The organism is Metabacillus sp. YM-086 (assembly GCF_048059995.1).
Classification (GTDB): Bacteria; Bacillota; Bacilli; order Bacillales; family Bacillaceae; genus Metabacillus; species Metabacillus litoralis_B.
In genome coordinates this window covers 1-3,158 of the sequence record NZ_JBLUOI010000156.1, presented here as the reverse complement: position 1 = coordinate 3,158, position 3,158 = coordinate 1, and the positions used below count along the sequence as shown (strand labels likewise).

The window sequence follows — 3,158 nt, the reverse complement described above, 5'->3', positions numbered from 1 at the left end:
TGTTTCTGTTGTAGCAGTTTCAGCATCATCAGCTGGTACTGGAATACTGATTATGGCTTGTTCCTTCTCAAAAAATTGTGGAGAATCTAGATAACCTATCATAGCAACTACTGCAACAATGATAACTGGAGCAATTTTTTTCAACTGTGGTTGCCTCCTATTTTTGTAATCTTACTATTATTCTATGACTTTACTGGTGGATATTATTATTAATATTTATTACTTTTACGATTATCGCTTGTGACTGTATATAAGTAATTGTTACTATAACAAGTGGAAGGAATTTGTTAACTTATATTAAATAGCAAGTCGATATAATAAAAACGTTTAAATGAAGGGGCAGAATATGAACAAAGAATATGTAGAGAAACTAGAAACAAAAGTTAAAGAATATGAAGAAGCCATATTAGATATGTCAGCACCAATTATTCCATCGATTGTTCCAGATACAATCTTAGTACCAATTACAGGAATTCTCCTTGAAGAAAGATTTGAAAAAATTCGAATTAAGATTTTATCTTATATCCAAACACATGATATTGAGACGGCTATTATTGATATGACAGATATTACATTAGATAAAATTGAACAAATTGGTATGCGAGAATTAGGAAACGAAATACATCAATTAACAGATGCAATCTTTTTAATGGGGGTGGAGCCTTATTATGTTGGTCTTTCTCCACAGCTTATTAAAGAGATTGTTTCAACGGGAGTCCAAATAAAAGCAGAGTCTTTTTCTACATTTCAATCAGCATTAAAACATTTAATGAAAAAGAAAGGTATTGTCCTACAAAAGGCTTCTGTATAAAGATAACATTGACCGAGACACTTGTTTTTTGTACTATCAGAAAGATACGGTCAATTTTTTATGAATGATAGTAGAAAAAATAAGGCTTTCGGCATGAGGACTTGGTGATAAGCAAGTTTTTCTAATAAACTAAAAAGAAGTCTTGAAAAAAATAGGGTGATAATGAAATGAAAATTTATATAAAAGGTATACAAGATGAGCGATTCCATCGCCCACTTACATTGATTGGTAATTTATTTTTTGAGGAAACAGAGCTCTGCTTTATAGAAGATGATCATACTCTAGAAGCGGGGTTTTTTATTCAAGAAGATGATGAACGTGTTTCAATTAAAGGATATTTACTATCAGAGGATGGCAAGCGATATGAGGCAAACAAGGAAAAGCAAATTCCTGTTAATGTAGAAGGGAAAGAACGCTTAAGACTAGTGAAAAACACTCTTTCATTTGTTTATTTAACCCTCCTACAGGATTACACAGGTATGATTCAAAAGTGGGGAATTTTAACTGGAATACGTCCTACAAAGCTTTATCATAAAAAGCGGCAGGAAGGAATGTCATCAGAAAACATCCATAAAATGTTTAAAGAGGAATATTTGCTGTCCGACGAAAAAATTCATCTTATGCAGCAGATCGTTGAAAGACAGCTAGAAGTCATTCCTGATTTAGATTCCCTGTCTAATGAGGTGAGTATCTATGTTGGAATTCCTTTTTGTCCAACAAAGTGTGCTTACTGTACGTTTCCAGCGTATGCAATCAATGGTAGACAAGGGTCAGTTACTTCTTTCCTAGGTGGCCTTCATTATGAAATGAGAGAAATCGGTCGTTGGTTAAAGGAAAAGAACATCAAAATTACAACTGTTTATTATGGTGGCGGAACACCGACAAGTATTACAGCAGAAGAGATGGATATGTTGTATGAAGAAATGGCTGAATCGTTCCCACATTTAGAAAATATTAGAGAAATTACAGTAGAAGCAGGCAGACCGGACACGATAACAAAGGAAAAGCTTGAGATTTTAAATAAGTGGAAAATCGATCGCATTAGTATTAATCCTCAATCTTATACACAGGCAACATTAAAGGCAATTGGACGCCACCATACTGTTGAAGAAACAATAGAGAAGTTTCATTTAGCTAGAAGTATGGGGATGAATAATATTAATATGGATTTAATTATCGGCTTACCAGGTGAAGGTGTTGACGAATTTGATTATTCTCTTGCAGAATCAGCAAAGTTGATGCCGGAGTCATTAACGGTTCACACACTTTCTTTTAAGCGTGCATCAGAAATGACGCAAAACAAACATAAGTATAAAGTGGCAAGCCGTGAAGAAATTACAACAATGATGGATCATGCAGTCTCTTGGACAAAGGATCATGGATATACTCCATATTATTTATACCGTCAAAAAAACATCCTCGGAAATTTAGAGAATGTTGGTTATGCCTTAAAAGGTCAGGATAGTCTATATAACATTATGATAATGGAAGAACAGCAAACGATTATTGGTATTGGGTGCGGGGCTGCAAGTAAGTTTGTTCATCCTGTGACAAGAAAAATTACTCACTTCGCCAACCCAAAGGATCCAAAATCCTATAATGATGGTTTTGAACATTATACAAATGAAAAAATAGCTATTTTAGAAGAGTTGTTTTCAGAATAAAGAACTGGTTCGGTTCCCAAATACAAATTCTAAATTAGTACATCAATTAGCAGTCCTATTTGCAACAGAATAAGACTGCTTTTTTTGTTGATCTGGGTGCTAATTAAATGGACGGTTAACTTAAATAAGCGGATTTTTTCCGGTTAGACTGAAGAATGGAACTCGTTTTGGGGATATAAGCGGATTTTTTCCGGTTAAGCAAAGTAAAATGGTCCATTTTCATCTTTTTTGATTAAATAGGCGGAATGTTTCCGTCTATTTAATCTATTTTATGTGATAATTCCTCATTTAGAGGAATTTTTCCCCTTATTTTAATAGCTGATTTACTTGCCAAGCTGCTTTTTCATCCTAGTGGGGATTACTATATGAAAGCAATGTAAATTGTATGTTGTATTTCAAAACAGAACCCGTTATTTGTATATGTCCTGTTGTATCATGATACTTAATTTGCTAACAAGCAGGATATCAACCAGCTTTCTTGAATTAATATATTGAAATACATTTTAGGGGTGGATGAGAATGACATATCAAACGATTGAGCTAGTCAAAGAGGGGAATTTTGCTACATTATATCTAAACAGAGTGAACTCATTAAACGCAATGGACGTAGAAATGCTTCAGGAATTAGCTGAGTGCTTAGCTGATGTTGCTGCTTCTAATGTAAAGCTTTTGTTTGTTACTGG

General features: G+C 33.9%; 2 protein-coding genes. Both read left to right on the top strand.

Annotated elements, in window-relative coordinates; translation table 11 throughout:
* The first annotated feature begins 346 nt into the window (after nucleotides 1-346).
* Nucleotides 347-811 (top strand): STAS domain-containing protein, encoded by a 465-nt coding sequence (locus tag ACEWK1_RS27450; protein ID WP_121664613.1) that lies wholly within the window; start codon nucleotides 347-349, stop codon nucleotides 809-811.
* 167 nt (nucleotides 812-978) lie between these two features.
* Nucleotides 979-2,475 carry a coproporphyrinogen III oxidase gene (locus ACEWK1_RS27445; RefSeq protein WP_212136063.1) on the top strand — a complete coding sequence of 499 codons (1,497 nt, stop codon included), beginning with the start codon at nucleotides 979-981 and terminating at the stop codon, nucleotides 2,473-2,475.
* Nucleotides 2,476-3,158: the final 683 nt, after the last annotated feature.